The sequence below is a fragment of the Mycolicibacter longobardus genome (genome assembly GCF_002102265.1).
Lineage (GTDB): Bacteria > Actinomycetota > Actinomycetes > Mycobacteriales > Mycobacteriaceae > Mycobacterium > Mycobacterium longobardum.
The window spans coordinates 194,672-220,739 of the sequence record NZ_LQPG01000007.1; the positions used below are offsets into that span (position 1 = coordinate 194,672).

Annotated in this window: 28 protein-coding genes; 3 read left to right on the plus strand and 25 right to left on the minus strand. The window is 68.2% G+C overall.

Annotated features, from left to right (window positions below; genetic code table 11):
• Positions 1–10: 10 nt before the first annotated feature.
• The 12 genes from AWC16_RS25465 to AWC16_RS01880 all read right to left on the minus strand — a co-directional run bounded on the left by AWC16_RS25465 (position 11) and on the right by AWC16_RS01880 (position 12,353).
• Entirely contained in the window at positions 11–6,748 is a 6,738-nt protein-coding gene (locus AWC16_RS25465) for a PGRS repeat-containing protein (RefSeq protein WP_165759148.1), read from the minus strand.
• Positions 6,749–7,045: 297 nt separating this feature from the next.
• On the minus strand, positions 7,046–7,486 hold the full coding sequence (gene rplO, locus AWC16_RS01830) for a 50S ribosomal protein L15 (RefSeq protein ID WP_085263112.1): 441 nt from the start codon (positions 7,484–7,486) through the stop codon (positions 7,046–7,048).
• Positions 7,483–7,665, minus strand: coding sequence for a 50S ribosomal protein L30 (rpmD, locus tag AWC16_RS01835; RefSeq protein WP_085263113.1), 183 nt, complete (start codon positions 7,663–7,665; stop codon positions 7,483–7,485). Before rpmD ends, rplO begins: the two co-directional genes overlap by 4 nt.
• A 2-nt stretch (positions 7,666–7,667) precedes the next feature.
• Positions 7,668–8,357 carry a 30S ribosomal protein S5 gene (rpsE, locus tag AWC16_RS01840; protein ID WP_109561236.1) on the minus strand — a complete coding sequence of 230 codons (690 nt, stop codon included), beginning with the start codon at positions 8,355–8,357 and terminating at the stop codon, positions 7,668–7,670.
• A 40-nt stretch (positions 8,358–8,397) separates the two neighbouring features.
• Positions 8,398–8,805, minus strand: a complete 408-nt coding sequence (rplR, locus tag AWC16_RS01845; protein ID WP_085263114.1) for a 50S ribosomal protein L18 — start codon at positions 8,803–8,805, stop codon at positions 8,398–8,400.
• A gap of 2 nt (positions 8,806–8,807) precedes the next feature.
• Positions 8,808–9,347 carry a 50S ribosomal protein L6 gene (gene rplF, locus AWC16_RS01850; RefSeq protein WP_085263115.1) on the minus strand — a complete coding sequence of 180 codons (540 nt, stop codon included), beginning with the start codon at positions 9,345–9,347 and terminating at the stop codon, positions 8,808–8,810.
• Between the two features lie 13 nt (positions 9,348–9,360).
• Positions 9,361–9,759, minus strand: coding sequence for a 30S ribosomal protein S8 (gene rpsH, locus AWC16_RS01855; protein ID WP_013830245.1), 399 nt, complete (start codon positions 9,757–9,759; stop codon positions 9,361–9,363).
• Positions 9,760–9,778: 19 nt separating this feature from the next.
• The gene (locus AWC16_RS01860; protein ID WP_024440399.1) at positions 9,779–9,964 is read right to left on the minus strand and encodes a type Z 30S ribosomal protein S14; all 186 of its coding nucleotides are present in this window, start codon (positions 9,962–9,964) and stop codon (positions 9,779–9,781) included.
• A 4-nt stretch (positions 9,965–9,968) separates the two neighbouring features.
• Positions 9,969–10,532, minus strand: coding sequence for a 50S ribosomal protein L5 (gene rplE / locus AWC16_RS01865; protein ID WP_085130011.1), 564 nt, complete (start codon positions 10,530–10,532; stop codon positions 9,969–9,971).
• Between the two features lie 2 nt (positions 10,533–10,534).
• A complete protein-coding gene (gene rplX / locus AWC16_RS01870; RefSeq protein WP_085263116.1) occupies positions 10,535–10,852 on the minus strand; it encodes a 50S ribosomal protein L24 in 318 nt (105 codons plus the stop codon).
• On the minus strand, positions 10,853–11,221 hold the full coding sequence (rplN, locus tag AWC16_RS01875; RefSeq protein WP_003883432.1) for a 50S ribosomal protein L14: 369 nt from the start codon (positions 11,219–11,221) through the stop codon (positions 10,853–10,855).
• A gap of 223 nt (positions 11,222–11,444) precedes the next feature.
• Complete coding sequence (locus tag AWC16_RS01880) at positions 11,445–12,353, minus strand: DUF4436 domain-containing protein (protein WP_085263273.1); 909 nt, start codon at positions 12,351–12,353, stop codon at positions 11,445–11,447.
• 176 nt (positions 12,354–12,529) lie between these two features.
• Between AWC16_RS01880 and pstS the strand changes: the two genes are divergently transcribed.
• Positions 12,530–13,651, plus strand: coding sequence for a phosphate ABC transporter substrate-binding protein PstS (gene pstS / locus AWC16_RS01885; protein ID WP_085263117.1), 1,122 nt, complete (start codon positions 12,530–12,532; stop codon positions 13,649–13,651).
• 148 nt (positions 13,652–13,799) lie between these two features.
• Here the strand turns inward: pstS and AWC16_RS01890 are convergent, their stop codons facing one another.
• The 3 genes from AWC16_RS01890 to AWC16_RS01900 form a co-directional block, all read right to left on the minus strand.
• Positions 13,800–14,714: a formylglycine-generating enzyme family protein gene (locus tag AWC16_RS01890; RefSeq protein WP_085263118.1), complete on the minus strand. Its 915-nt coding sequence runs from the start codon at positions 14,712–14,714 to the stop codon at positions 13,800–13,802.
• Positions 14,715–14,718: 4 nt separating this feature from the next.
• A complete protein-coding gene (locus AWC16_RS01895) occupies positions 14,719–17,067 on the minus strand; it encodes an arylsulfatase (protein WP_085263119.1) in 2,349 nt (782 codons plus the stop codon).
• Between the two features lie 67 nt (positions 17,068–17,134).
• Positions 17,135–18,037: a LysR family transcriptional regulator gene (locus AWC16_RS01900; protein ID WP_085263120.1), complete on the minus strand. Its 903-nt coding sequence runs from the start codon at positions 18,035–18,037 to the stop codon at positions 17,135–17,137.
• A gap of 457 nt (positions 18,038–18,494) precedes the next feature.
• Between AWC16_RS01900 and AWC16_RS01905 the strand changes: the two genes are divergently transcribed.
• The gene (locus AWC16_RS01905; RefSeq protein ID WP_133055901.1) at positions 18,495–19,415 is read left to right on the plus strand and encodes a hypothetical protein; all 921 of its coding nucleotides are present in this window, start codon (positions 18,495–18,497) and stop codon (positions 19,413–19,415) included.
• Between the two features lie 147 nt (positions 19,416–19,562).
• Positions 19,563–20,771, plus strand: a complete 1,209-nt coding sequence (gene eccE / locus AWC16_RS01910; RefSeq protein ID WP_085263122.1) for a type VII secretion protein EccE — start codon at positions 19,563–19,565, stop codon at positions 20,769–20,771.
• A gap of 6 nt (positions 20,772–20,777) precedes the next feature.
• Here the strand turns inward: eccE and rpsQ are convergent, their stop codons facing one another.
• From rpsQ to rplC, 10 genes are read right to left on the minus strand one after another with little or no spacing between them, the layout of a single operon-like run.
• Positions 20,778–21,095 (minus strand): 30S ribosomal protein S17, encoded by a 318-nt coding sequence (gene rpsQ, locus AWC16_RS01915; RefSeq protein ID WP_085263123.1) that lies wholly within the window; start codon positions 21,093–21,095, stop codon positions 20,778–20,780.
• Positions 21,095–21,337, minus strand: a complete 243-nt coding sequence (gene rpmC, locus AWC16_RS01920) for a 50S ribosomal protein L29 (protein ID WP_013830257.1) — start codon at positions 21,335–21,337, stop codon at positions 21,095–21,097. The genes rpsQ and rpmC overlap by 1 nt, the downstream gene beginning before the upstream one ends.
• Complete coding sequence (rplP, locus tag AWC16_RS01925) at positions 21,337–21,753, minus strand: 50S ribosomal protein L16 (protein WP_064998451.1); 417 nt, start codon at positions 21,751–21,753, stop codon at positions 21,337–21,339. Before rplP ends, rpmC begins: the two co-directional genes overlap by 1 nt.
• A gap of 3 nt (positions 21,754–21,756) precedes the next feature.
• Positions 21,757–22,605, minus strand: a complete 849-nt coding sequence (rpsC, locus tag AWC16_RS01930; protein WP_085263124.1) for a 30S ribosomal protein S3 — start codon at positions 22,603–22,605, stop codon at positions 21,757–21,759.
• Positions 22,605–23,270 (minus strand): 50S ribosomal protein L22, encoded by a 666-nt coding sequence (rplV, locus tag AWC16_RS01935; RefSeq protein ID WP_085263125.1) that lies wholly within the window; start codon positions 23,268–23,270, stop codon positions 22,605–22,607. The genes rpsC and rplV overlap by 1 nt, the downstream gene beginning before the upstream one ends.
• A complete protein-coding gene (gene rpsS, locus AWC16_RS01940; protein WP_006245110.1) occupies positions 23,267–23,548 on the minus strand; it encodes a 30S ribosomal protein S19 in 282 nt (93 codons plus the stop codon). The genes rplV and rpsS overlap by 4 nt, the downstream gene beginning before the upstream one ends.
• A 17-nt stretch (positions 23,549–23,565) precedes the next feature.
• Positions 23,566–24,402, minus strand: coding sequence for a 50S ribosomal protein L2 (gene rplB, locus AWC16_RS01945; RefSeq protein ID WP_085263126.1), 837 nt, complete (start codon positions 24,400–24,402; stop codon positions 23,566–23,568).
• Positions 24,403–24,429: 27 nt separating this feature from the next.
• Complete coding sequence (rplW, locus tag AWC16_RS01950; protein WP_064855850.1) at positions 24,430–24,732, minus strand: 50S ribosomal protein L23; 303 nt, start codon at positions 24,730–24,732, stop codon at positions 24,430–24,432.
• Entirely contained in the window at positions 24,732–25,388 is a 657-nt protein-coding gene (gene rplD / locus AWC16_RS01955) for a 50S ribosomal protein L4 (protein ID WP_085263127.1), read from the minus strand. The genes rplW and rplD overlap by 1 nt, the downstream gene beginning before the upstream one ends.
• Complete coding sequence (gene rplC / locus AWC16_RS01960; RefSeq protein WP_085263128.1) at positions 25,388–26,041, minus strand: 50S ribosomal protein L3; 654 nt, start codon at positions 26,039–26,041, stop codon at positions 25,388–25,390. The genes rplD and rplC overlap by 1 nt, the downstream gene beginning before the upstream one ends.
• Between the last annotated feature and the right edge of the window lie 27 nt (positions 26,042–26,068).

Below are 26,068 nucleotides of genomic sequence, written 5' to 3' on the forward strand. Positions count from 1 at the left end.
AGTCCCGGTCCTAGAAGGCGGGTGCGCCGGCGCCGCCGGTACCGCCGTTGCTTCCGCTCGGGGCTCCGCCAGGCTGGCCGGCGGTGCCGAGGCTATTGCTGCCGCCATCTCCACCGTTGCCACCCCCGCCGGGTGCGTTACCCCCGGTGCCACCGGTCCCACCGGCGCCCGGGATGAAGGGACTAATGAACCCGGCGCCGCCGGAGCCGCCCTTGCCACCGTCACCGCCGACGCTGTCGACTGTGCTGCCGGAGCCACCGGCACCGCCCGCGCCGCCTTGGCCGCCGGTAGCCAATCCGACGAAGGCCCCTCCGCCGTCGCCGCCCTGGCCACCGTTGCCACCGACGCCGTTGGCCCCGGTACCGGCGACGCCGCCGGTACCGCCCGTACCGCCTGCGGCACCGGTCACCGCCGTGAGGAGGTTGCTACCACCGGTACCGCCTTGGCCACCGTCACCGCCGGTGCTGTTGGCTCCGGTGCCTCCAGCGCCGCCGGCGCCACCGGCGCCTCCCTTACCGCCGGTGAAGAGACCAGCCACATTGCTACCGCCGTGGCCGCCCTGGCCGCCGACACCACCGATGTTGCCGTCGCCGCTGCCCGCGGCACCGCCGACGCCGCCACTACCACCGTCGGCGGCGGCCACGCCACCGAGGAGCGCGGCACCGCCGGTACCGCCCTGGCCACCGGCACCGCCGACGCTGTTGTCTCCAGCGCCGGCAGCGCCACCGGTGCCGCCGGCGCCGCCCTTGCCGCCAGTGAAGGCGCCGATGGCGTTGCTGCCGCCGTCGCCACCCTGGCCGCCGGCCCCGCCAACGCTGCCGTTGCCGTTGCCCGCGAAACCGCCCTCACCGCCCTTGCCACCGTCACCGCCGGTCCCCAGGCCAACGAGGTTAGATCCGCCCTCGCCGCCCTTACCGCCGGCGCCGCCAACGCTGCCGTCGACGTCACTGGCGGCGAGGCCGCCCTTGCCTCCGGCACCGCCCACACCGGCGCTGAGCGCACCACCGAGCAAGTCACCGCCTTGACCGCCCTCACCGCCTTCGCCGGCGACGCTGCCGTCCTGGTGGGCTGCGTTACCGCCGACGCCACCCGTACCGCCGACGGCGGCACCACCCAAGGCGGTGGCAAAGCCGTCGCCGGCGTCACCACCAACGCCACCCTTGCCACCCACACCGGGACCGCCTTGGTCAACTCCGCTACCGCCACCGGTTCCAGCATCGCCGCCGGCTCCACCAGTGCCACCGTCGCCGCCACCGCCGGCGAGGCCGATAAGGATGTTTCCACCGTCGCCGCCGCGTCCACCAACGCCACCGTTGCCGCCGGCGCCGTTGCTGCCGGTGGCGCCACCGCCCGCTGTACCAGCCGTTCCGCCGGTGCCGCCGACTCCGGCCGCTCCGCCGGTGCCACCCTTGCCCGCATCGGCACCCAGGGGGAACGGGTTATCCCCACCAGCACCACCTGCGCCACCGGTACCACCGGTACCACCGGTACCACCGGCGCCGGAGTTGAATCCGTTACCTCCGTCGCCGCCTATACCGCCGGCGCCGGCGGCTCCGCCTGTGCCGCCTTTGCCGCCCGGGATGATCAAGGTACCGAGGGTCCCATTCGCACCCGCCTTGCCCGTGCCGCCTTGACCGCCATTACCACCGTTGCCGCCGTCGCCCTGCTGGGCCTGGGTGACGTTGTCGGCTTCCAGGCCGCCCTGGCCGCCGTTTCCGCCGGTGCCGCCCTTGCCGCCGACGCCGCCCGGCGTGGCCGTCGAGCCGGAGGTGGTCCCCTGTGCGCCGTTGCCGCCGAGGCCGCCGTTCCCACCGACGCCGGCTTGGCCGTCCGTGCCGTCGGTGCCGGCCGCGCCGTCGACCGTCGGGCCGGCCCCGTTCCCGTCTAGGCCGCCAACACCGGCCGTGCCGGCCGCGCCCGCGTGGCCCGCGTCGCCACCCTTGCCGCCCGTCCCGCCGTTGCCGCCGTTGGCCCCATTGAGCGCGGGCGAGCTGTAACCGGTGCCGCCGGTCCCGCCGGTACCACCGTTGCCGCCATCGCCGCCGTCACCGGCGTCACCGCCCTTACCACCGGCGCCCACCGCGCCCGGCGTGAGCCCACCGCCCGCGGCACCGCCCTTACCGCCGGTGCCGCCGTTACCGCCGGTGCCGCCGTTGGTTCCGTTGCCGCCGATGCCCCCGGTGCCGCCATTCGGCGTACCGGCCGTTCCCGCCGTACCGATACTGCCGTTGTTGCCGTTGCTGCCGGCCACACCATTGCCGCCCGCACCACCGTCACCACCAGCACCACCATTACCGGAGGCCGCCTGCGTCAGACCACCAGCCTCCAGGCCACCGTCACCGCCCTTGCCACCGGCGCCACCGTTGCCGCCACTGGTACCCGAATCACCCGGGTTGACACCATCAACACCGGCCGCACCATGACCACCCTTACCACCGGCAGCACCCGTCCCCGCAACACCATCGACACCATCGGCCTGCTGACCATTACTGCCGGAACCACCGGCACCACCAGAACCGGCATTGCCACCCGAACCACCGGCCTGACCATCGGTGCCATTCGGATTGCCCTCATTACCGACCGCAAAGCCGTCCAAACCATCAGCACCGACCGCGCCGTTACCACCCTTACCGCCGTTACCACCCACAGCACCCAGGCCCTGCGTGCCCGCCGACGCACCCCCACCACCAGCCGCACCACCCAGGCCACCGGAACCACCGGCACCACCATCACCACCACTGGTCCCCGAATCACCCGGGTTCACCCCATCAACACCGGCCAGACCATGACCACCGGCAGCACCATTACCACCATTGCCCCCATCACCGGAGGCCGCCTGCGTCACCCCATCGGCCTCCAGGCCACCAGCACCACCAGCACCACCAGCGCCACCATTACCACCGGCAGTGCCATCAGGAGTCCCCACCGTGCCATCAACACCGGCCGCACCATGACCACCCTTACCACCGGCAGCACCCGTCCCCGCAACACCATCGACACCATCGGCCTGCTGACCATTACTGCCGGAACCACCGGCACCACCAGAACCGGCATTGCCACCCGAACCACCGGCCTGACCATCGGTGCCATTCGGATTGCCCTCATTACCGACCGCAAAGCCGTCCAAACCATCAGCACCGACCGCGCCGTTACCACCCTTACCGCCGTTACCACCCACAGCACCCAGGCCCTGCGTGCCCGCCGACGCACCCCCACCACCAGCCGCACCACCCAGGCCACCGGAACCACCGGCACCACCATCACCACCACTGGTCCCCGAATCACCCGGGTTCACCCCATCAACACCGGCCAGACCATGACCACCGGCAGCACCATTACCACCATTGCCCCCATCACCGGAGGCCGCCTGCGTCACCCCATCGGCCTCCAGGCCACCAGCACCACCAGCACCACCAGCACCACCATTACCACCGGCAGTGCCATCAGGAGTCCCCACCGTGCCATCAACACCGGCCGCACCATGACCACCCTTACCACCGGCAGCACCCGTCCCCGCAACACCATCGATACCGTTTCCAGCACCACCGGCCCCGCCGAGACCGGCATTGCCACCGGAACCGCCGCTACCACCCGCAGTCCCATTCGGGTTGCCCTCATTGCCAACCGCATTGCCGTCCAAACCATCAGCACCGACCGCACCGCTACCGCCGTTACCACCGTTACCACCGGTGCCCAGCTCGGTTCCGGTGCCGCCTAGACCGGCATTACCTCCACTGGCGCCCGGTATAGCTGTCTGATCCGTCGCGGCGTCATAGCCGTCGCCGCCGTCGCCACCGTTGCCCTGCGGACCGGACGGTCCGGCTCCTTCCTGCCCGTCCGCACCCGGCGTCGAGCCGGCTCCGCCGTTACCGGCCGCGCCGGCTTCGCCGAGCGCACCGCCGTTACCGCCCTTACCGGCGTGGGGGTTGTCCGCCATGCCGTCGGCGCCCCTGCCACCGTCGCCGGCCATGCCTGCGTTGCCGCCGTTGCCGCCGGCGCCGCCGTCTCCCTGCACGCCGTCGCCGGCGCCGTTGATGCCGATGCCACCGGCTCCGCCGGCACCGCCGTCACCACCCGCCGCGCCGCTGCCGGCCGCGCCGCCGTCGCCGCCATTGCCGGTACCGCCATCGTCGAAGGTCCCAGCGGCGCCTAGCGCACCATCACCGCCGTTGCCACCGTTGCCACCGGTGGCGCCGGCGCCGCCCTTGCCGCCGTGGTTGCCCGCACCGGAGCCCACACCACCGGCACCGCCGGTGCCGCCGGCCTGACCCTCGACGCCGCCTCCACCGGCCTCGCCGGGTTGCGCACCATCGTCGCCGTCGGCACCGTTCGCACCCACGGTTCCGTCGCCGCCGTCGCCGCCGTTGCCGCTGCCGATGGCGTCACCACCGTTGCCGCCGCTGCCGCCGTTGGCACCGCCGTTACCGGCGTCACCGCCGTCGCCCTGGTCGGTCCCGCCGTCGCCGCCGTCACCACCGTTACCGCCGGTGCTTCCACCGATTCCGGTGCCGTCACCGCCGTCGCCGCCGTGCCCACCGTCGCCGATCGCGCCGGCGTTGCCGCCGGCGCCGCCGTCGCCGCCGTCGCCGGCGCCCTGCCCGTCACCGCCCTTGCCGCCGTTGCCGCCGTTGCCCGCCTCGGTGCCGCCCGCACCGCCGTCGCCGCCCTTGCCGCCGTTAGCGTCCTCACCGCCGCCTCCGCCGTCGCCGCCATGCCCGCCGGTGCCGATGGTCCCGCCGCTGCCGCCGGCACCGCCGGCGCCGCCGGCCTCTCCTGGCGTGGTGGAGCTCCAGCCGTCACCACCGTTGCCGCCGTGGGTGTCTCCGGGCGACGGGCTCGATCCGTCCGCGCCGCCTGTGCCCGCATTGCCGGTGTTCTCTGCCCCACCGGTGCCGGCAGCGCCGCCGGCGCCGCCGGTGCCGACCTGTCCGGCGTCACCGGCGTTACCGCCATTGCCACCGTCCGGGTTGTTCGCGTCGCCGTCGGCGCCGTCACCGCCGATACCACCGGCACCGGCGTTTCCGCCGGCGCCGCCATCGCCGCCGTTGCCGTTGTCGCCTGCCGTGCCGGTCGGCGAGGTTGCCGCGCCGCCATTGCCGCCGGTTCCACCCGCGCCACCGGTTCCACCGGCGCCACCGGTCTGCCCGTTGGTGCCCGCGTCACCGGGATTGACGCCAGCCTTCCCGTCCAGCCCCGCCGTCCCGTCGCCGCCCTTGCCGCCGTTGCCGGCATTACCGCCGGCGCCGCCATTGGCACCGGTACCGCCCGCGCCGCCGCCGCCGCCGAGTCCACCGTTGCCGCCGGAGGTACCTGGCGCAGCACCGGCATCGACCGCGTCGAATCCGGCTCCACCGTTACCGCCCTTGCCGCCGGCACCGCCGTTGCCGTCGGAGGCGTTGGTGCCGTCGGCCTCCAATCCGCCTTTACCACCGTTGCCGCCGGCACCTCCGGTGCCGCCGGAGGTGCCGTTCGGGGCGGTGGAGGTGCCGTCGACCCCGTCGATACCGTTGCCGCCCTTGCCACCGTTTCCGCCGATGCCCGCCTTACCGTCGGCACCGTCCGCGGCGACCACTCCGTCGCCACCGACGCCGCCGGCGCCACCGAGCCCGGCATTGCCGCCGTTGCCGCCGTTGACACCGGCGGTTCCGTTCGGGTCACCCGACGTGCCGTCGCTTCCGTCTGCACCGTCGGCGCCATTGCCGCCGTTTCTGCCGTCACCCCCGACGCCGCCGGCACCCGCCGCACCTTGCGTACCCACGGCGCCAGGGCCACCGAACAACCACGCGCCCGCGCCGCCGGCGCCGGCCTGCCCACCGACTCCGCCATTCCCACCGGCACCGCCGTTGCTGCCGTTGCCGCCGTTGCCGTCACCGCCGTTGGCGAATGATCCTGCGGCCCCGTCGAAACCGTCACCGCCCGCGCCGCCGGCACCGCCGGCACCGCCGGTACCGCCGTTGCCACCGATCCCGAGCCACGTCGAACCGGCCCCGCCGTCACCGCCGTTGCCCCCCGCCGTACCCGAACCGCCGTCGCCGCCGTTCACCCCCTCGGTCGAGGAGTCCGCACCGGCGGCGCCGGCCAGACCCGCCCCGCCCTTGCCACCGTTGCCGCCGTTGCCCCACGCGCCCATTCCGAAGAAGTCCTGCGCCTGGCCCGAGGATCCGCCATTGCCACCGTTGCCGGCCGCCAGCGCCGCCGTCGCAGCGCCGCCGGCGCCACCGTCGCCGCCATGGCCCCACATCTCGCCGCCGTGACCACCGTTACCACCATCAGCACCCAGGCCGCCGGCGCCGCCGTCGCCACCATTGCCGATACCCCCGGCGTGACCGCCGTTACCGCCGGCCACGCCCTCGATGTTCGAGGTCCAGCCGTTGCCGCCGTCGCCCATCCACAGCCCGCCGGCCTGGCCGTTCACACTGAACTCGGTGCCGTCGGCGCCGTTGCAGATCATCCCGCAGAAGTTCTCGGTGAACGGCGCGAAGATCTGGTTGATCACACCATTGACCTGCGACCCGAAGTCAGAGTTGATCCAGGCCTGCAAACTCGCATGAAACGGCGCGTAGAAATAGGTGTCCCACAGCTGGGCTATCTCCACCCCTGTCTCATCAGCCGAGCCGGGCAGTCCCCAGAACGAGCCGGTCCACTCCGGCGTCAGCGCTTGGAAGTCGGAGTCCAGGCCGAACCAATCCAGGAAGTCGTCGAACCCGGAATCCGCTCGTGCCTCCGGTACTGCGGCAAACGGCGCCATCCCAAAAGCCAGGAAAGCGGCGACCGCGCTTCCGGCGCCCGCAGCACGTCGAGAGGCAGACCGCCGCCCGGAATCTGAACGCCACCGACGACTCATATGCCCACGCCTTCCTCGAATACGACCTGGGCAAGTGACGTAGATCACCACTGCCTATGATCGTTATATAAGCCTGAGAAGGGCATAGCAACTATTAACTTTTGGGGCGGTGCACCAAATGTCCAGCAAACATAAAATCGCACCCCATCAAGTCGATGGGGTGCGATTTTGTGGACGATTGTGGAACTAGAAGGGCATGCCCTACAGCTCGGTGGCGGTGCCTCCGGCCGCGGTGATCTTGTCCCGGGCACTGCCGCTGAACTTGTGCGCGGTGATGTCGGCCTTGACGGTCAACTTGCCGTCGCCGAGCACCTTGACAAGCGTGTTCTTGCGAACCGCGCCCTTGGCCACCAACTCGTCGAGACCGATGGTCCCGCCGTCCGGGAACAGCCGGTTGATGTCGCCGACGTTGACGACCTCGTACTCGGTGCGGAACCGGTTGCGGAAGCCCTTGAGCTTGGGCAACCGCATGTGGATCGGCATCTGCCCACCCTCGAACCGGACCGGCACGTTCTTTCGTGCCTTGGTGCCCTTGGTGCCGCGGCCCGCGGTCTTACCCTTGGAGCCCTCACCGCGACCGACGCGGGTGCGCTTGGTCTTCGACCCGGGCGCGGGGCGCAGGTCGTGCAGCTTGATGGTCATTCTGCTTCCTCCACTTGCACGAGGTGGTGAACAACCCGGATCAGCCCACGGGTCTGGGCGTTGTCCTCACGCACCACCGACTGGCGGATCTTGCGCAGGCCCAGGGTCCGCAGGCTCTCGCGCTGCTTCCAGCGCGCACCGATGGTGCCACGGACCTGGGTGATCTTCAGGTTTGCCATGATTACGCCGAGCCTTCCCGCGCCGCGCTGGCAGCCAGCGCTTCGCTCTCCCGGCGCGCCTTGAGCATGGCGGCCGGCGCCACGTCTTCGATGGGCAGGCCACGCCGGGCCGCCACCTCTTCGGGACGCTGCAGCATCTTCAGCGCGGCCACGGTGGCATGCACCACGTTGATCGCGTTGTCGCTGCCCAGCGACTTGGACAGGATGTCGTGCACCCCAGCGCATTCCAGCACGGCACGCACTGCGCCGCCGGCGATGACACCGGTACCGGGGCTGGCCGGACGCAGGAACACCACACCGGCGGCCGCCTCGCCCTGCACCGGGTGCGTGATGGTGCCACCGATCAGCGGCACCCGGAAGAAGCCCTTGCGCGCCTCCTCGACACCCTTGGCGATCGCCGCCGGCACTTCCTTGGCCTTGCCGTAGCCGACACCGACCATGCCCTTGCCGTCGCCGACGATCACCAGCGCGGTGAAGCTGAACCGGCGGCCACCCTTGACCACCTTCGACACCCGGTTGATCGCGACGACCCGCTCCAGGTAGTTGCTCTTGTCGCCGTCGCGGTTGTCACGGCCGCCGCGACCGCCGTCACGGCCACCGCGGCCGCCCCGGTTGTCGCGCCCGTCGGTGCGGGGGGCGCTGCCCGTGTCGGGACCTGCCGAGGAGGCCCCTGTCGGCTGCTCCGCCATCATGCGGTCCTTCCAGTCATTTTCGAGAAGTCAGTCATCAGCATCAGAACTTCAACCCGCCCTCGCGCGCCGCGTCAGCCAGCGCCGCGATCCGCCCGCCGTAGGTGTAACCACCCCGGTCGAACACCACGGTCTCGACACCGGCGGCCTTGGCACGCTCGGCGATCAGCTGGCCGACCCGCACGCTGTGGGCCTTCTTGTCGCCGTCGACACCGCGCACGTCGGCCTCGATCGACGATGCCGCGGCCACGGTGTGACCGGCCAAGTCGTCGATCAACTGGACGTGGATGTGCCGCGTGGAACGGTGCACCACCAGGCGGGGACGCTCGGGAGTACCGGCGATCTTCTTGCGCAGCCGCGCGTGCCGACGAATCCGGTGCGCGCGCCGGACCTCCGAGACGTTCTGCCCGACGGGCTTGCGGTCCGTGGTGCCTGCTTGTGATTGGGCCATGACTACTTACCTGTCTTTCCGACCTTGCGCCGAACCTGCTCACCCTCGTAGCGCACGCCCTTGCCCTTGTAGGGGTCGGGGCGGCGCAGACGGCGGATGTTCGCCGAGATCTGGCCGACCTTCTGCTTGTCGATGCCCGAGACCGAGAACTTGGTGGGCGTCTCCACCGCAAAGGTGATGCCCTCCGGAGCCTTGATCAACACCGGGTGGCTGTAGCCCAGCGCGAACTCCAGGTCGCTGCCCTTGAGCGCGACGCGGTAGCCGACGCCGAAGATCTCCATCTTGCGGACGTAGCCCTCGGAGACCCCGGTGACCAGGTTTGCCAGCAGGGTGCGGCTCAGACCGTGCAGGGACCGGTTGCGCCGGTCATCGTCCGGGCGGGTCACCACGATCGCTCCGTCGTCGTTGCGGGCGACGTTGATCGGTTCCGCCACGGTGAGCTCCAGGGTGCCCTTGGGTCCCTTGACCGATACGTTCTGACCATCGATGGTCACGTCGACCCCGGACGGAACCGGGACCGGTTGCTTACCAATACGCGACATGTCTGCTACTCCCTCACCACACGTACGCGAGGACTTCGCCGCCCACGCCCTGCCTGGCCGCCTGACGGTCGGTGAGCAGACCCGAGGACGTGGAGATGATCGCCACGCCCAGGCCGCCGAGCACCCGTGGCAGGTTGGTCGACTTTGCGTAGACCCGCAGGCCGGGCTTGGACACCCGGCGCAGACCGGCGAGGCTGCGCTCCCGGTTCGGGCCGTACTTGAGGTTGACCACCAGCGCCTTGCCCACCCGGGCGTCTTCGACGTGGTAGTCGGTGATGTAACCCTCGCGCTTGAGGATCTCGGCAATGTTGGCCTTGATCTTCGAGTGCGGCAGGGTCACCTCGTCGTGGTACGCCGAGTTGGCGTTACGCAGACGGGTCAGGAAGTCCGCGATCGGATCCGTCATAGTCATTTAGGCTGCTCCTCCACCCTCACCAGCTGCTCTTCTGCACACCGGGCAGCTCGCCGGCGTGCGCCATCTCGCGCAGGCAGATTCGGCACAGGCCGAACTTCCGGAGCACCGCGCGCGGACGGCCGCACTTGTTGCAGCGGGTGTAGGCGCGCACCGCGAACTTGGGCTTGCGGGCCGCCTTGATAACCAACGCCTTCTTAGCCATGTGGTCAGTTCTCCTTGAACGGAAAGCCGAGAGCCCGCAGCAGCGCTCGTCCTTCGTCGTCGTTGGTCGCCGAGGTGACGACGGTGATGTTCATCCCCCGCGGGCGGTCGATGGAGTCCACGTCGATCTCGTGGAACATCGACTGCTCGGCGAGCCCGAAGGTGTAGTTGCCCGAGCCGTCGAACTGCTTGGGCGACAGCCCGCGGAAGTCGCGGATACGCGGCAGGGCGATCGAGGTGAGCCGGTCCAGGAACTCCCACATCCGGTCACCGCGCAGGGTGACCCGGGCGCCGATCGGCATGCCCTCGCGCAGCTTGAACTGCGCGATGGACAGGCGGGCCTTGCGGATCTCCGGCTTCTGGCCGGTGATCGCCGCCAGGTCGTTGACCGCGTTGTTGATCAGTTTGGCATCCCGGGCGGCTTCGCCGACGCCCATGTTCACCACGACCTTCACCACGCCCGGGATCTGCATCACGTTGGCGTAGTTGAACTCTTTGTTGAGCGCGTCCCGGATCTCCTCGCGGTAGCGCACCTTCAGCCGAGGCTGGATCTTCTCTGCAGTCGTCATCTCTAGATGTCCTTGCCGTTGCGCTTGGAGATGCGAACCTTCTTGCCGGACTCGGCGTCCACCCGGTAGCCGATCCGGGTGGGCTTACCGTCGGAGTCGACGACCATCACGTTGGAGACATGGATCGGGGCCTCTTGCGTGACGATCCCCCCCGAGGAGGCACCGGCCTGGGTGGCCGAGTTCGCGACGTGCTTCTTGATCCGATTGACGCCCTGGACCAGGACCCGGTTGCGGGTGGGGTAGGCCCGCAGGACCTTGCCCTTGGCGCCCTTGTCCTTACCGGCGATGACCAGCACGGTGTCGCCCTTATGGACCTTCATCTACAACACCTCCGGTGCCAGCGAGACGATCTTCATGAAGCGCTTCTCACGCAGCTCGCGGCCGACCGGCCCGAAGATGCGGGTGCCGCGGGGGTCGTTGTCGGCCTTGATGATCACGGCCGCGTTCTCGTCGAACTTGATGTAGCTGCCGTCGGCGCGGCGACGCTCCTTGACGGTGCGCACCACCACGGCCTTGACGACATCACCCCGCTTGACGTTGCCACCCGGGATGGCGTCCTTGACGGTCGCGACGATGACATCACCGATGCCGGCGTAGCGCCGCGACGAGCCGCCGAGCACCCGGATGCACAAGATCTCCTTGGCGCCGGTGTTGTCGGCGACCTTCAACCGCGATTCCTGCTGAATCACCAGATCTCCTCAATAATCGGGACGACGCCCGGCATCACAATTGGCATGCCGGAATCTCCCGGTCGTGCATGGTCTTCATCACCGAAGAGCACGCAGGGCCAACTCACGCCGGCCGAGGTCTGCTCACGGCAACCCCTAGAGCTTAGGTGACGGATCGCCCAGCTCCAAATTGCTGGTTAAGACAGCCTGACGGTGCAGCCCGCCTGAGCCGGGTCAGCCGCCGTCAGTCGTCGCCTTGCCGGTGCCACGCGTAGATGAACAAGCTCATGGCCGTCGCCAGCGCAAGCAACACCCACTGGACGATTGCCTGGTCGATCCAGGATCCCGGCGGCGGGGCGCCGGGGAGGATGTTGCGCAGCGGGATGATCGCAAACAGATTCGCTGCATACCAGGTCCCCAGCGGCGGCAAGAACTTCCGCTTACCCAATGCCATCGGCACGGCAACCCACAGCGCCAGGGTCGGCAAGCTGACCAGGACCAGGCAGATAGCGAGGTCGAAGATCAACGGCCCCTTGGCACGCTGGATCTTCACCACCACCGCCGCATCGGCATCGCCGCGCTGGTTACGCGTTCTGCTGGCGTCATGAACCCGCGAGACGCTGGCGTCCCAGCCGTCCAACGCTCCGGTCACCTCGACGCGAGCCGGGATCCGGATCCGGTCATCACCGGTCCCGACGAAGACATCAGCCGCCAGCTCTTCGGTGGTGTAGGCATCGAAGGGCCAGTTGCCCGGGGCGCCGTACGCCTCGATCAGCGTGGTGACGCGCGCGGGCGCATCCCCTTCGGGGTAATGCAGGTCCCCCAGATCATTGGCGGGATACAACCGCACGGCCAGATCCGTGGTGAGAACATCAAACCGCTTGTCGTACAAAGCTTCTCCGGGGTGGACCAACACGTCCACCTCAAGCCGGTTCTCGACTGGCTTCAGTTTCTGAAGTCGCACTTGGACAATCGTGTCCGCCGGGTTCGCCGCACTCAGGTCGAGCGGAGGCAGAGGGCTGTCCGACGTCTGCAGGGCGTGCACTCCGAACAATGACGACGCGTAGGCGGCGACAATCGCGAGCATGACCGCCGTGGCTGTCAGAAAGCGCGGCCGCTTTCGCTTCGTCTCACCCGTGGCGTCCGCCGACATGGGGGTCAGGGTAGCGAACACCGACGCCGACTGCGCCGAGCGGGCGGCGCCCAAAAGGTATGCGGGTCAACAAATTTATCGCGACCCGATGTAACCCGCCCAGACGTCACCCGCTGCCCCCGCGCCGTTAACCTCTTGTTCGGCAATGCGCGGATTTCGGTTGCTATACAGGCGCCATGGATCGTCATCGGGGCGAGGGAACCCGCGCTTCAAGCGTTGCCGTGAGCATACTTTTGATCGTTGGCGCCTTGGTTCTGTCGGCGTGCGAAGTCCCACGTATGACGCTGGCCTACGCCAGTGAACTCGTTACCTGCGGCGGTAAGTCGGCCCTGATCGCCAGCGGGTCGACGGCGCAGGCGCACGCGATGGATGAGTTCATCATCGCCTACCGCAACGCCTGCACCGGTCACATGCTCAACTACACCCCGAACGGTTCGGGCGCCGGCATCGCCGACTTCCTGGCCGGAGAAACCGACTTCGGTGCGTCCGACACCCCGCTCAGCGCTGAGCAGCGCGAACTCGCCAGGGAGCGTTGCGGCGGCGCCGAGCCATGGAATCTGCCGATCGTGTTCGGGCCACTGGCCATCACCTACAACCTTCACGACGTCGACGTTCTGGTGCTCGATGCGCCCACCATCGCCAAGATCTTCAACGGCAGCATCACCCGCTGGGACGATCCAGCCCTGGTCGCACTCAACGGGCCGCTGCCCGCGCAGGACATCCATGTGGTCTACCGCAGTGACCTGTCCGGCAGCACCGACAACTTCCAGTCCTACCTGCAGGCCGCATCCGGTGGCGCTTGGGACAAGGGCGCAGGTAAGGCGTTCAACGGTGGCGTCGGCGTGGGTGCCAGAGGCAACGAGGGAACCGCGGCAATGGTGCGCAACACCGAGGGCGCGATCAGCTACAACGAGTTGGCCTTTGCGATGGACCAGGGGCTTTTCGCCGCTGAGATCAAGACCCTGGCCAGCCGCAAGTCCAAACGCCCGGTGCGCATCGGAACGGACTCCGTCGGCAAGACCATCGCCGGCGCGAAGATCATCGGAACCGGCAACGATCTCGTGCTCGACATCTCGTCGTTCTACAACCCCACCCAGGGCGATGTGTATCCGATCGTCCTGGTGGTCTACGAGATCGTCTGCTCGAAGTATCCGGATCCCGGCGTGGGCCAGGCGGTCAAGGCGTTCCTGCAGTCTGCGGCCGGCCTGGGCCAGGCCAACCTCAACAAGAAGGGCTACATCCCGCTGCCGCCCAATTTCCAATCACGGGTCTGGGCCGCCGTCGACGCCATCTCCTGAGCCCCGCCACTCCCGCTAGGCTGCGATCTCTATGGAGCAGACGCGGGACCGCTTCGCCGGCCGGCACGTGGCCACCGTGGTGTGCGGCAGCAACGTCGACGTCGGCGCCTACCAGCGCTGGGTTGGCCCCACCGGATGAGGGTGCGAGTCAACCGCTCGCGCAACGAAATCCGATGTGATTGGTGGCGGTGTCCTGAGACTGCGGAGACCGGGCCGCGGGCCGGTAGCGGTGGCAGTACTCCGGCGCGCAGAGGTGCGACCCACCTTTGAGTGCCTGGCTGATGCCGGGATCGGCAGGCCCCGACGGCGCACAGCACGCCTTCGGCGGTGCGTCGAGCCGGTGATGGCCGGTGAACTCGGTGGTGGTCCACTCCCACACATTGCCGATCATGTCGAGCAGGCCCCAGGCGTTCGGCGGGAAAGTGCCCACCGGCGACGTTCCGGACCAGCCCAGGGCGCCGTCGTTGCGGTACGGGAAGGCGCCCTGCCAGGTGTTGGCCATCAGATTGCCCGCGGGCTTCTCCTCCTCTCCCCAGGGGTATGTCGTGCCGGTGCCGGCTCGGGCGGCGTATTCCCATTCGGCTTCGGTCGGCAGTCGCCGTCCGGCCCATCGGGCGTAGGCCGCCGCATCGGGATAGGCGATTTGGACCACCGGATGATCCGGCAGGGCGACGACGGTGCTCGCGGGCCCGAGCGGGTGGCGCCAGCTGGTACCCGGAACCCACCGCCACCACTGCCGCCAGTCGGCAAGGTCGACCGGGCCGTCGGTTGCGGTGAAGACCAGGGCGCCGGGTTCAATCGGCGGTCCCAGCTTCGCCTCTCCTCCGTCGAGCCTCGCTGAACCGCCCGGCTCGGCGTCGTAAACGAGGTCGAGTTCCTGCTCGGCAAGGGTCACATAACCGGTCGCGGCGACGAAGTCGGCGTACTGCGCATTGGTCACCGGATGCCGCTCCAGCGCGAACGGCGCGACGGCGACGGTGTGGATCGGCGCCTCTTCGGGATAGAAGCTCGTCGAGCCCATCCGGAACACTCCGGCGGGAATATCGACGAGTTCTGTCAGCATGGCGTCAGTCTCGCGAGAATGCTGCAGCGATAGCCTTTTTCACGTCGAGGTACGGCTCGCCGCTGACATCCACCGTGACGTCGGCGATGGTGCCGCCGGTGAATCTGAACGGGGCCCGGTACGCCGACGACACCGCCTGGCCGGTGTTGCGGCCGACACTCACCCCGCCGCCGGCCAGCGCGAACGCAGCCGGCTGGGTGATCATGCCGGGCAACGTCGCGACTACCGTGTCGTCGATGTAGAGCGAGGCCTCACCGACCGGCGTGTGACTGCCCTCGACGGTGCCGCTGCGTTCGAAACGAACGCCGAACATGTGTTCTCCCAACGGAATCCGATCGGGAGCCGACAGCCACTGTTCGCGTTCGCCGAGGAAGTTGTAGACGTAGTGCAACCGACCGTCCTGGACGAACAGCGCATGGCCGCCATGCCGGGCGCCATGCTTGAACAGCACACCCTCGGCTGCCGAGGACTCCACCGAGACACGGGCCACCACCGAGAAGGACCGGCCGCGCAGCTCCACGCACGCGCCCAGCGGCACCTCGGCGGTGTTCGGGTAATAGGTGTAGTCGGTACGGTCGCCGGACAGGTAGGGACGCTGCCGGCTCGTCATCTCGAAGATGTTCAGGTCCGCCAGCGGCAGCCCGTTGAATTTCTCCGCCTCGGCGAACCACATCGCCTGCAGCTCTGCGAGCTTCTCGGGATGCTGCTCAGCAAGGTCGCGGCATTGGCTGCGGTCTTTGTCGAGGTGGTAGAGCTCCCATCGATCAGCATCGAAATGGCCCCAGCCGGACGGGGTGGCCGCGTGCACGGTGTTGGCGAACCAGCCCCGGTGCCAGATCCCGCGGGTGCCGAGCATCGTGTAGAACTGGGTGTGCTTGCCGGTGTCCGCTGCCGGATCGGCAAGTGCCGCTTTGAAACTGACGCCCTCCAGCGGACGCTGCGCTACGCCGCGCACGGTGTCCGGCGGGGTGATACCGAGCAGGTCGTAGACCGTCGGGGTCACGTCGCATACGTTGATATAGGTGTCGCGCACCTCGCCACGGGCGGCAATTCCGTTGGGCCAGCTGACGATCGCAGGATCGGCGATGCCGCCCTCATGGGAGGCGTAACGCTTGTAGAGCTTGTAGGGCGTGTTGAACGCCATCGCCCATCCCACCGGATAATGGTTGTAGGTCTCCGGACCGCCCAGCTGATCGAAGAGCTTCATAGCCTCCTCGACGGTGTCGATATAGCCGTTGAAGAACTTGTTCTCGTTGGGAGAGCCGTTCGGCCCGCCCTCACCGCTGGCCCCGTTGTCGGAGATCACCACCACAATGGTGTTGTCCAGCTGACCGGATTCCTCCAGGTAGTCCAGGATCCGGCCGATCTGGGCGTCGGTGTAGCTCTGGAATCCGGCGAACACCTCGGCCATCCGGGCGAACAGTCGCTTCTCGGTGTCATCGAGGCTGTCCCACGGACGCACCGTGTCCAAGATCGGCCATGGCTGGCCGTCGGCACCGGTCGCATCGGCGTAGGGATTGACCTCAGACAGTTCGGTGTCCGCCGGCACCAGACCCAGCTTCTTCTGGTTGGCCAGCACGATCTCCCGGTACTGTTCGTAGCCCATGTCGAACCGGCCGGCATAGCGGTCGGCCCACTCGACCGGCACATGGTGCGGGGCGTGGCCGGCGCCCGGACAGACATAGCCGAACCAGGGCTTGCCGGGCGCGATCGTCTGCGCGTCGCGGATGAATTCGATTGTCTTCTCGGCGAGGTCCGCCGAAAGGTGATAGCCCTCCTCGGGAGTTGCCGGCGGCGCCACCGGGTGGTTGTCGTACACCAGGTCGGGATACCACTGGTTGGTCTCACCGCCCAGGAAGCCGTAGAACCGTTCGAATCCGCGCTGTGTCGGCCAATGCCGCCGGGTGCCGGCCATGTTGGACTCTTCGAGCGGAGTCAGGTGCCACTTGCCGACGCAGAAGGTGTTCCAGCCGCGTTCGGCCAGAACCTCACTCAGCAGCGCGGTTTCGAACGGGATGCGTCCACTGCAGTTGGGGAACCCGTCGGTGAACTCTTCGATGGTGGCCATACCGACACTGGTGGCATTGCGACCGGTGAGCAGCGCCGCCCGGGTCGGGGAGCACAGAGCGGTGGTGTGGAACTGGGACAACCGGACGCCACGTTCGGCGATCCGGCCCATCGCCGGCATCTCAACCAGCCCGCCGAAGCAGTCCCAGGTGGCGATACCGGTGTCATCCCACACCAGGTACAGCACATTGGGTGCGCCCTCGGGCGCGGTCGGCGCGGCGAAGGGACCCCAGTCGGGTTCGGAATCCCGGATATCGAGATTGATCTTGCCTTTGAAATCCACCATTACCCATTCCGCTGTCGCCCCCGGATCGGGTGAGACACTACCGGCCCGGTGACGCTGCGGACGTCATTCACACGACGGGCGGCTCCCGGCGGCCGGACACGGCGCCGCCCGACACCAGCTCACCGAGAAAGGCCGCGGCCGCCGGTGACGGTGCCCGCTCGCTCGGGGTGATCAGCGCCAGCTCACGCGGGATCATCGGGTCGGTCGCCACACCGGCGAGGTGCTCGGATTTCTCCACCAACGCCGGCGGCAGAAACGCGACGCCCAGACCGGCGGCAACCAGGTCAACCAGATCGACCGGAGTGTTGGACTCGGCACAGATGCTCCGCCGAAAGCCGAGCTCGGCGCAGATGCCGTCGATGTGCAGACGTGTCCGCAGATCCGCCCGGCGCTCCACGAACTCGCGCTCCTGCAGGTCGGTCAGAGCGACGACGTCGCGGCCGGCGAGCGGGTCGTCGTGGCGCACCGCCAGTACCAGCGGCTCGTTCCCCAGGAACAGTTCCTTGACCCGGCTCCCGTCGTAGGGGCGGCTGACGAAGGCCAGGTCCAGGCCGCCGTCGGCGGTTGCCTGCACCAGTGTGTCGATGGGATCGTGGCGCAGCGAGATGTCGATACGCGGGAAGCTCCGGTGATACCTCGCCAGCAGCGCCGGCAGGTCGACAGTCCCCAGCCCCTGGATCACCCCGATGCACAGGTGCCCGGACAGCACGCCCCGGACCGCGTCGACGGCGGCGCGGGCCTGATCGGCCGCGGCCAGTGCGTTCTGCGCATCCGGCAGCAGCGCCTGTCCAGCCGTGGTGAGGTCGACGCGACGATTGTTGCGAACCAGCAGCGCGGTGCCGAGCTCATGTTCCAGGCTGCTGATCGACGCGGACAGAGTGGACTGCACCACGTGGACTTTCGCAGCCGCGCGGGTGAAGTGCAGCTCCTCGGCCACGGCGACAAAGTGTTTCAGCTGTCGCAGTTCCATAGCGATCAGTGTGCGGCCCGCCACCGGTTGGTCAAATCGAAGTTCCGTACCGCCAACGTTGTTGCTTTGATTCCACTGAGGCCAAACCGGGACAAACGCTGATCTTGGCCATAATCGAACTGTCGCAAGTACTTACATCGTCGCCTTTACGTGCGTCGATCGATGACGACGATTCTCTACATTGAGATTAACTGTTGAAATATCCACTCACAGGGGTGGTGACGTCGTCCTCGACCCGTTAGCGTCTGACGAGGATGCCAAGGGGGGGTTGAGGCAGGGTCCCTGACATCCGGGATATCCGTTGTCGCCCAAGATGTTCCATGCAATTGCGGTGCCCATACCAGGGTGGTCCATGCGTGGATCAAGGGCAAGCGACGATGTCCGCCCAATCCCGGGCAGGTCCCAAGGGGACCTCACAGGACCGGGAACGCCAAGGAACGGAAGGAACGCACCGAAAATGAGTCGTCGGATCATATCCCTGGTCGGCGGTGCCACCGCCGGTCTACTTACGGCCACATTTCTACCCGCGACAGTCGCTTTGGCCGACAGCGGTGTCGGCACGGCAGGCAATGTCGGCGGCACCGCCTTGCCGGTCGAGTTGACCAGCAACGTCGCCGGCACCGGGGGCACAGCGGCGTTGGGTGACGCCGGTGCCCTGGGTGCGAACGTGAACGCGCCCACCCCCAACCCGCTCGGCGAGCTCGGCGCCCTGTCTCCGATCCCGATCGCCAGCACACCCGATGCCACCCCCGGTGATGACGTGGCGCCCGTTGCCGACCACAGCTTCACGATCGGTGACCACACTTTCGACGCGGTCCAGGACGACGGGTCGGACGGCTTCAACCCGGTCAGTCCGCTGTTCAGCGCCCCACCGTTCTTCCAGGTCGGCGAGGGCGAACAGTCATTCGACGTCAGCAGCGGAACCGGGGACGACGCCACCGAACTCGGCAGCGTCACCGCCAGCACGAATGTCACCAATCTCTTCGGTGGCATTTACGGCACACAGTTCACGATCACCGACGTGGATCCGGCCGACGGCGCAACCGAGTCCGACCTTCCCACCGAGGGCACGGTGTACAGCGTCCTGAACTTCGGCAACGGATTCTCGAACGTCTACACCGCCATCCCCGGGGTCGACGGCGCTGACACCGACATCACCAACACCCTGGTGACTCCGTTCGGCGACTTCGACGTTCCGACCGATTTCGATGCCACCGGACTGCTGGATCCAGGCGACGCCTTCAGCGGATTGTCCGCGGTGGGCACCGATGTCGCAGGTAGCGCCGCGGACGCGGCAGCCGCAGGTGCCGCCGACGCGGCCGGAGGCGCCACGGATATCGCGAGCTTGCTCGATCCGACAGCCTTCTTCGGAATCTAGGGCATTTCCCGGCCGGGGTGGGCGGCCGGCTGAACATCCCAGGTCCATGTCGTCGGGCCTGGGGTGTTTGGCCCAGCACCGGATTGGGTATCCCGGCCGTCGCGTAGTTCATGGAGGTTCTGGGGGGACCATGAGACGGATGCAACGATGAGGGCGCAGCATACTTTCGGGCTGAACCTGTCCTGGATGCGTGTGACCACGGTGTTCCTGATCGATATCGGCATCTTGTGGCTGGCCGGCCACTGGCCCGCCGAGCTCGGGGCGGCGAACCGCGCTTGGTGGCCCGCCGTCGGATTGGCGGCGGTCCTCACCACTGCGGCGTTGATCACCCATCGCCGGGTTCCGCTGACGGCCATCCTGGTAGCCCGACTGCTCGATCGGTTCGCCACCCCGGAGGCGTTTCTGACCGAGGGCTGTACGGCCGGAGTCGATCACCGCCGCCGCTACAGCCGCGACGTGGTCGGCATGCGTGAGTACCGGGGCCGGCTCGTCTCCGTGATCGCCATACCCGAACAACCGGCCGAGCCCGCCGGCCGGCATCGTCGCGGGCCTGTGCCGGCACCCACACTTCCGGCCGAAGTCGTCGCCGCGGGCCTGCGGCAGTTCGATGTGCAGCTCGACGGCATCGATGTGGTCTCGGTGCGGACGTGCGACTCCCCCGCCGACGGCGAACCCGCCGACGACACGACGCCGGCGAGTGTGCCGCACACCGCCGGTCCACGCGATACCTGGGTGATCCTGCGGATGGATCCGATGAGCAACGCCGACGCGGTGGCCGTTCGCGATTCGGTGGCAGCCACCCTGGCCGCGGCCACCGAGCGGTTGGCGCACGATCTCGCCGAGCACCACCTTCTTGCGCGCGTGCTGTCCGCCGAGGAGTTCGACCAGGTCGATGCGGCCGTGCTGGCCGGTCTCCAGCCCTCCCGCATCCGCCGCCGGCGGCGGCGGTTGAAGCAGAAGGAACGCAAGGGGCCCAAGCAGTACGCGGCCACCTTCTGGATGTCGCCACGCGACATCACCTCGGCGAATCTGGAGCGGCTGTGGTTGCCCGAGACCGACACCACCGCGGTCACCGTGAGGCTGGCGCGACGTCACCACCGCACCGAGGTCGCGGTGCTGGTGCGATACCACAGCGCCAGCCGGCTGCCCCGGAAGAACACCTGGGCTGGGTTGAACCGCCTCAACGGCCGCCAGTTGACCGCGCTCCGGACCAGCCTGCCGACACCGATGCGCCGCACGCTGGCGGTGCCCGCCAGAGAGCTGAACGGTCAGGACTCGCTACAGCTACCGCTGGGCGCCGACGCCCGAGGCCCCCACGCCCAGCAACCGCTGGCGCGGGTCAGAATACCGGCGTAGCCGGTACTACTTCGCCTTCTCGAGGATCTCGACCAGGCGCCAGCGCTTCGTCGCCGACAGCGGACGGGTCTCCATCAGCGACACCCGGTCGCCGATGCCGGCGGTGTTGTTCTCGTCGTGCGCCTTGACCTTCTTGGTGGTCCGGATGATCTTGCCGTACAGCGGGTGGCGCACCCGGTCCTCGAGCTCGACGACGATGGTCTTCTCCATCTTGTCGCTGACCACGTAGCCGATCTGCGTCTTGCGGCGGCCCCGCGGCTTCTCGGTGCGCGGAGTGTGCTTGGGGCCCTTCTCCGCGGCGTTAGCCTTTGCAGCCTGTGCCATTACGATGCCTCGCCTTCAGAACCATCGGGACCGGACGCCAGGCCCAGTTCCCGTTCGCGCAACACGGTGTAGATGCGCGCGATCTGGTGGCGCACCGTGCGGAGCCGACGGTTGTTGCTGAGCTGCCCGGTCGCCATCTGGAAACGCAGGTTGAACAGCTCCTCTTTGGACTCACGCAGCCGCTCGACGAGCTCGTCGGCATTGAGCTCGCGCAGTTCGCCGGCGGTAACTCCCACTGCCATCAGAACTGCTCCTCTCGGGTGACAATGCGCGCCTTGATCGGCAACTTGTGGATCGCCCGGGTCAGTGCGGCGCGGGCGATGGCCTCGTTGGGGTAGCTGAGCTCGAACAGCACCCGGCCCGGCTTGACGTTGGCGACCCACCACTCCGGCGAACCCTTACCTGAACCCATACGGGTTTCGGCGGGCTTCTTGGTCAGCGGACGGTCCGGGAAGATGTTGATCCACACCTTGCCGCCACGCTTGATGTGCCGGTTGATGGCGATACGAGCCGACTCGATCTGCCGGTTGGTGACGTAGGCGTGCTCCAGTGCCTGGATGCCGTACTCACCGAACGTCACCGACGTGCCGCCGCTGGCGATACCGCGCTGTTTGGGGTGATGCTGTTTGCGGTGCTTGACCTTACGGGGAATCAACATGATTTAGCTCTCCGTGCTCTGCGTTGCTTGCGGCTCCGCGGTCACTGCGCTTTCCTGGACCGGTTCGGCAGCAGCGGTGTTCTCGGTGCTCTCAGCGGCCCGCCCGGCGTCGGTGCTGGTCGCGGTGGTACCGGACGCACCGCTACGGCGCGGGCGGGTGCCCGACGGCCGCTCCCGGCGAGGACGGTCGGCCGACGGAGCGGCGACGGCCAGCTCACGCTTGCCGCCCACCACGTCGCCCTTGTAGATCCAGACCTTCACGCCGATCCGGCCAAAGGTGGTCTTGGCCTCGTACAGCCCGTAGTCGATGTCGGCGCGCAGCGTGTGCAGCGGCACCCGGCCCTCACGGTAGAACTCCGACCGGCTCATCTCGGCGCCGCCGAGACGGCCCGAGCACTGCACCCGGATGCCCTTGACGTTGGGCTGGCGCATCGCCGACTGGATCGCCTTGCGCATCGCCCGGCGGAACGCCACCCGGTTGCTCAGCTGCTCGGCGACACCCTGTGCGACGAGCTGTGCGACGGCCTCCGGCTGCTTCACCTCGAGGATGTTCAGCTGCACCTGCTTGCCGGTCAGCTTCTCCAGGTCCGAGCGGATCCGGTCAGCCTCGGTGCCGCGGCGGCCGATGACGATGCCCGGCCGGGCGGTGTGGATGTCCACCCGCACCCGGTCGCGGGTCCGCTCGATGGTCACGTCGGCGATGCCGGCGCGCTCCAGGCCGCTGGACAGCAGTCGCCGGATCGCCACATCTTCCTTGACGTACTCGGCGTACTGCTTGTCGGCGTACCAGTGCGACTTCCAGTCGGTGGTGATCCCGAGCCGGAAGCCGTGCGGGTTGATCTTCTGGCCCATTACTCCGAGCCCTCCTTCGCGTCGGACGTCTCAGGCGCCTTCTTGGTTGCCGCCTTCTTGGCGGGCGCCTTCTTCGCCGCCGCTTTCTCGGTCGTCTTCTCGGCAGCCTTGGCCGCCGGAGCCTTCTTGGCGGCCGCCTTCTTGGCCCCACCAGCCGGGGTGGCCTTCTCGGTCGCCTTCTCCGCGGTCTTGGCCGCCGGAGCCTTCTTGGCAGCCGACTGCGCTGACCCCTTCTCCGAAGCCGCCTTGCTGGCCTGCGCACGACGTGCCCGGGTGGCGCCGGCGGACTGCGCCGAACCGCCGCCCTTCACCGGCCGGCTCTCAACCACGACGGTGATGTGGCTGGTGCGCCGACGGATCCGGTACGCACGCCCCTGGGCACGCGGCTTGATCCGCTTGGCGGTCGGGCCCTCGTCGGCGTAGACGGTGGCCACCACCAGGGTGGCCGGGTCCAGGCCGTTGTTGTTCTCGGCGTTGGCCGCCGCGCTGGCGATGACCTTGGCCACCGGCAGGCTGGCCTGCTGCGGCGCCCAGCGCAGGATGTCCAGCGCTTCGGACACGGACTTGCCGCGCACCAGGTTGATCACCCGGCGCGCTTTGCTTGCCGACACCCGCACAAAGCGGGCCTTGGCGACAGCAGACGGAAATTCAGTCGTAACGCTCACCGGCGCTTAGCCTTCCGGTCGTCTTTGATGTGTCCCTTGAAGGTGCGCGTCGGAGCGAATTCGCCGAGCTTGTGCCCGACCATCGACTCGGTGACGAATACCGGGACGTGCTTGCGGCCGTCGTGAACGGCGAACGTGTGCCCGATGAAGTCCGGGATGATCGTCGACCGACGCGACCAGGTCTTGATGACCTGCTTGGTGTTCTTCTCGTTCTGAACGTCGACCTTCTTGAGCAGATGGTCGTCGACGAACGGACCCTTCTTGAGGCTGCGTGGCATCGCTTTCCCTCCGATTCCTAGCGCTTCTTGCCGGTGCGCCGGCGTCGGACGATGAGCTTGTCGCTGGGCTTGTTCGGCCGGCGGGTGCGACCCTCCGGCTTACCCCACGGGCTGACCGGGTGCCGGCCACCGGAGGTCTTGCCCTCACCACCACCGTGCGGGTGGTCCACCGGGTTCATCACCACACCACGGACGGTCGGGCGCTTGCCCTTCCACCGCATCCGGCCCGCCTTACCCCAGTTGATGTTGGCCTGTTCGGCGTTGCCCACCTCGCCGACGGTGGCGCGGCAGCGCACGTCGACCCGGCGGATCTCGCCGGAAGGCATACGCAGCGAGGCGTAGGTGCCTTCCTTACCGAGCAGCTGGATGCTGGACCCGGCCGAGCGGGCCAGCTTGGCACCGCCGCCCGGGCGCAGCTCCACGGCGTGCACCAGGGTGCCGGCCGGGATGTTGCGCAGCGGGAGGTTGTTGCCCGGCTTGATGTCGGCGTTGGCACCCGACTCCACCACGTCGCCCTGCGACAGGCCCTGCGGGGCGATGATGTAGCGCTTCTCGCCGTCCAGGTAGTGCAGCAGCGCGATCCGCGCGGTGCGGTTCGGGTCGTACTCGATGTGCGCGACCTTGGCGTTGACGCCGTCCTTGTCGTGGCGACGGAAGTCGATCACCCGGTAGGCGCGCTTGTGGCCGCCACCCTTGTGCCGGGTGGTGATCCGGCCGTGGGCGTTACGCCCGCCGTGGCCGTGCAGCGGCCGAACCAGCGACTTCTCCGGGTGAGAGCGGGTGAGCTCAGCGAAATCGGAGACGCTGGCACCGCGACGACCGGGGGTCGTCGGCTTGTACTTGCGGATTCCCATGTCAGTTAGGTCTCTCTCTCACTCCGGTCAGGCCGGTGCGGCGAACAGGTCGATCGGCTTGCTGCCGGGCGCCAGGGTCACAATGGCGCGCTTGGTGTCCTTGCGCTTGCCGTAGCCGGCCCGGGACCGCTTGCGCTTACCCGGACGGTTCGCGGTGTTCACCGACGCGACCTTGACGGCGAAGATCTTCTCGATCGCGATCTTGATCTGCGTCTTGTTCGAGTCGGGGTGCACCACGAACGTGTACACGTTGTCCTCGATCAGCCCGTAGGACTTCTCGGAGATGACCGGCGCGAGGATGATGTCGCGGGGGTCGGTGATGGTCGCCATCAGGCCGAAACCTCCTCGGTTTTGGCGGTGTGCGCCTCGATGTAGGCATTCAGGGCCTCAACGCTGAACACCACGTCGTCGGCACGCAGCACATCGTGGGTGTTGAGCTGGTCCGGCGACAGGATGTGCACACCCGGCAGGTTGCGCACACTCTTGGCGCCCGTCTCGTCGGCCCGGCCGATGACCACCAGCACCTGCTTGCGGTCGGTGATCGAACCCAGGAACGTCTTGGCGCTCTTGGTCGACGGGGTCTGTCCGCTCACCAGCTCGGTGACCGCGTGGATCCGGCCGTTGCGCGCCCGGTCCGACAACGCTCCGCGCAGGGCGGCGGCGATCATCTTCTTCGGGGTGCGCTGGCTGTAGTCGCGCGGCTTCGGGCCGTGCACCACGCCACCACCGGTGAACTGCGGCGCCCGGGTCGAACCCTGACGGGCCCGGCCGGTCCCCTTCTGCCGGTAGGGCTTACGGCCACCGCCGCTGACCTCACCGCGGGTCTTGGTCGAGTGCGTACCCTGACGGGCCGCAGCCAACTGAGCGATCACCACCTGGTGCATCAGCGCGATGTTGGCGGGAGCGTCGAACAGCTCGGCGGGCAGCTCGACCGAGCCGCTCTTCTTGCCGTCCGGAGTCTTGACGTCAATCTTGATGCCGGCCATTACTTCTCACCCTTTTTGATCGCGCTGCGGACCAGAACCAGCCCACCGTTGCGTCCCGGAATGGCGCCCTTGATCAACAGCACGCCGTTCTCGGCGTCGACCTTGTGCACCACCAGGTTCTGGGTGGTGACGCGGTCGTTGCCCATCCGGCCCGACATCCGGGTGCCCTTGAACACCCGGCCGGGGGTCGAGCAGCCGCCGATCGAGCCCGGCCGGCGGTGCACCGCCTGGGCGCCGTGTCCGGCGCCCTGGCCGCGGAAGCCGTGCCGCTTCATGGTGCCGGCGAAGCCCTTGCCCTTGGAGGTTCCGGTGACGTCGACGTAGCTGCCGTCGGCGAAGATCTCGGCGGTCAGCTCCTGACCGACTTCATAAGCCGCCGCTGCATCTTCGCTGTCCAGCCGCAACTCGGCCAGGTGCCGGCGCGGGTTGACCCCGGCGGCGGCGTACTGACCGGTCAGCGGCTTGTTGACCTTGCGAGGGCTGATCTCGCCGTATGCGAGCTGCACGGCGCTGTAGCCGTCCCGCTCGGGGGTGCGGATGCGGGTCACCACATTCGGTCCGGCCTTGACGACCGTGACCGGCACGACCTTGTTGTTCTCGTCGAACACCTGTGTCATGCCCAGTTTGGTACCCAAAATACCTTTGCGTGCCATGGTTTCTTCCGAGCTCCTACTGGGATG

Excerpts from the sequence above, each read along its gene's own strand:
- AWC16_RS25465 (WP_165759148.1), bottom strand. The coding sequence starts at position 6,748 with ATGGCGCCGTTTGCCGCAGTACCGGAGGCACGAGCGGATTCCGGGTTC.
- rplO (WP_085263112.1), bottom strand. The coding sequence starts at position 7,486 with ATGACCATCAAGCTGCACGACCTGCGCCCCGCGCCCGGGTCGAAGACC.
- rpmD (WP_085263113.1), bottom strand. The coding sequence starts at position 7,665 with ATGGCAAACCTGAAGATCACCCAGGTCCGTGGCACCATCGGTGCGCGC.
- rpsE (WP_109561236.1), bottom strand. The coding sequence starts at position 8,357 with ATGATGGCGGAGCAGCCGACAGGGGCCTCCTCGGCAGGTCCCGACACG.
- rplR (WP_085263114.1), bottom strand. The coding sequence starts at position 8,805 with ATGGCCCAATCACAAGCAGGCACCACGGACCGCAAGCCCGTCGGGCAG.
- rplF (WP_085263115.1), bottom strand. The coding sequence starts at position 9,347 with ATGTCGCGTATTGGTAAGCAACCGGTCCCGGTTCCGTCCGGGGTCGAC.
- rpsH (WP_013830245.1), bottom strand. The coding sequence starts at position 9,759 with ATGACTATGACGGATCCGATCGCGGACTTCCTGACCCGTCTGCGTAAC.
- AWC16_RS01860 (WP_024440399.1), bottom strand. The coding sequence starts at position 9,964 with ATGGCTAAGAAGGCGTTGGTTATCAAGGCGGCCCGCAAGCCCAAGTTC.
- rplE (WP_085130011.1), bottom strand. The coding sequence starts at position 10,532 with ATGACGACTGCAGAGAAGATCCAGCCTCGGCTGAAGGTGCGCTACCGC.
- rplX (WP_085263116.1), bottom strand. The coding sequence starts at position 10,852 with ATGAAGGTCCATAAGGGCGACACCGTGCTGGTCATCGCCGGTAAGGAC.
- AWC16_RS01880 (WP_085263273.1), bottom strand. The coding sequence starts at position 12,353 with ATGTCGGCGGACGCCACGGGTGAGACGAAGCGAAAGCGGCCGCGCTTT.
- pstS (WP_085263117.1), top strand. The coding sequence starts at position 12,530 with ATGGATCGTCATCGGGGCGAGGGAACCCGCGCTTCAAGCGTTGCCGTG.
- AWC16_RS01890 (WP_085263118.1), bottom strand. The coding sequence starts at position 14,714 with ATGCTGACAGAACTCGTCGATATTCCCGCCGGAGTGTTCCGGATGGGC.
- AWC16_RS01895 (WP_085263119.1), bottom strand. The coding sequence starts at position 17,067 with ATGGTGGATTTCAAAGGCAAGATCAATCTCGATATCCGGGATTCCGAA.
- AWC16_RS01900 (WP_085263120.1), bottom strand. The coding sequence starts at position 18,037 with ATGGAACTGCGACAGCTGAAACACTTTGTCGCCGTGGCCGAGGAGCTG.
- AWC16_RS01905 (WP_133055901.1), top strand. The coding sequence starts at position 18,495 with ATGAGTCGTCGGATCATATCCCTGGTCGGCGGTGCCACCGCCGGTCTA.
- eccE (WP_085263122.1), top strand. The coding sequence starts at position 19,563 with ATGAGGGCGCAGCATACTTTCGGGCTGAACCTGTCCTGGATGCGTGTG.
- rpsQ (WP_085263123.1), bottom strand. The coding sequence starts at position 21,095 with ATGGCACAGGCTGCAAAGGCTAACGCCGCGGAGAAGGGCCCCAAGCAC.
- rpmC (WP_013830257.1), bottom strand. The coding sequence starts at position 21,337 with ATGGCAGTGGGAGTTACCGCCGGCGAACTGCGCGAGCTCAATGCCGAC.
- rplP (WP_064998451.1), bottom strand. The coding sequence starts at position 21,753 with ATGTTGATTCCCCGTAAGGTCAAGCACCGCAAACAGCATCACCCCAAA.
- rpsC (WP_085263124.1), bottom strand. The coding sequence starts at position 22,605 with ATGGGCCAGAAGATCAACCCGCACGGCTTCCGGCTCGGGATCACCACC.
- rpsS (WP_006245110.1), bottom strand. The coding sequence starts at position 23,548 with ATGCCACGCAGCCTCAAGAAGGGTCCGTTCGTCGACGACCATCTGCTC.
- rplB (WP_085263126.1), bottom strand. The coding sequence starts at position 24,402 with ATGGGAATCCGCAAGTACAAGCCGACGACCCCCGGTCGTCGCGGTGCC.
- rplW (WP_064855850.1), bottom strand. The coding sequence starts at position 24,732 with ATGGCGACCATCACCGACCCCCGCGACATCATCCTCGCGCCGGTCATC.
- rplD (WP_085263127.1), bottom strand. The coding sequence starts at position 25,388 with ATGGCCGGCATCAAGATTGACGTCAAGACTCCGGACGGCAAGAAGAGC.
- rplC (WP_085263128.1), bottom strand. The coding sequence starts at position 26,041 with ATGGCACGCAAAGGTATTTTGGGTACCAAACTGGGCATGACACAGGTG.